Source organism: Quyinboa ferrireducens (assembly GCF_042436675.1).
Lineage (GTDB): Bacteria > Bacteroidota > Bacteroidia > Bacteroidales > UBA5342 > JBHJHP01.
The window spans coordinates 1-648 of record NZ_JBHMVA010000104.1; the positions used below are offsets into that span (position 1 = coordinate 1).

The window sequence follows — 648 nt, forward strand, 5'->3', positions numbered from 1 at the left end:
ACTTTAAGTTGTCAAAGAAATAATTCCCAAAGTAGCAAAGTTCCTGTTGAGTATTATTATGTGCAATATAACTTGGAGAGTAATACAGAATTATACTTGGATACAACACGAATTGAATATCACCAGGTATTAAATGATAGTATTTATTCATTGACCTATATCCCCAAACTAATTGATAAAAACGATACCGTTAAAATCATTGTGAAAGAATCTAAGTATTTTCAACCAGAATACTTTTACAATAGAAAAAAAGTTGATTTTGAGTTTGTATCAAACCGAAAATATCTAATTGAAGGAGAATTATTCTGGGTATACAAGTATGTAAAGAATCCTTCTGTGATTGACGGTTGTGTCACACAGTTCTGGAATCCTGACTTTGGAATAGTTATTAAACGCTCATCGACTTGGAAAGATTTTAGCAAGTTGCAGACTAACAGTGAAAACATCAATCGAATAATTAATCTACTATTTGATGTAATTAACCAAGACACAGAATTTTATTACGGATGCAAGGAAGAACTTGAATTAATTCCAAAATCCGATGTAAGAGAATTTTATGATTGGAAATTTAAAGATGAGTTGATCAACTTAGATGAATAAAAAACGGCATACAACACGCGGTCATAGTGCATGGCAGTACTTTTAAAC

The 648-nt window shown here is 31.0% G+C and carries 1 protein-coding gene; it reads left to right on the forward strand.

Going from position 1 to position 648, the window contains the following annotated elements:
• Positions 1-600: hypothetical protein (locus ACE01N_RS20620; protein ID WP_380592992.1), on the forward strand; the 600-nt coding region annotated here is incomplete at its 5' end.
• Positions 601-648 lie beyond the last annotated feature (48 nt).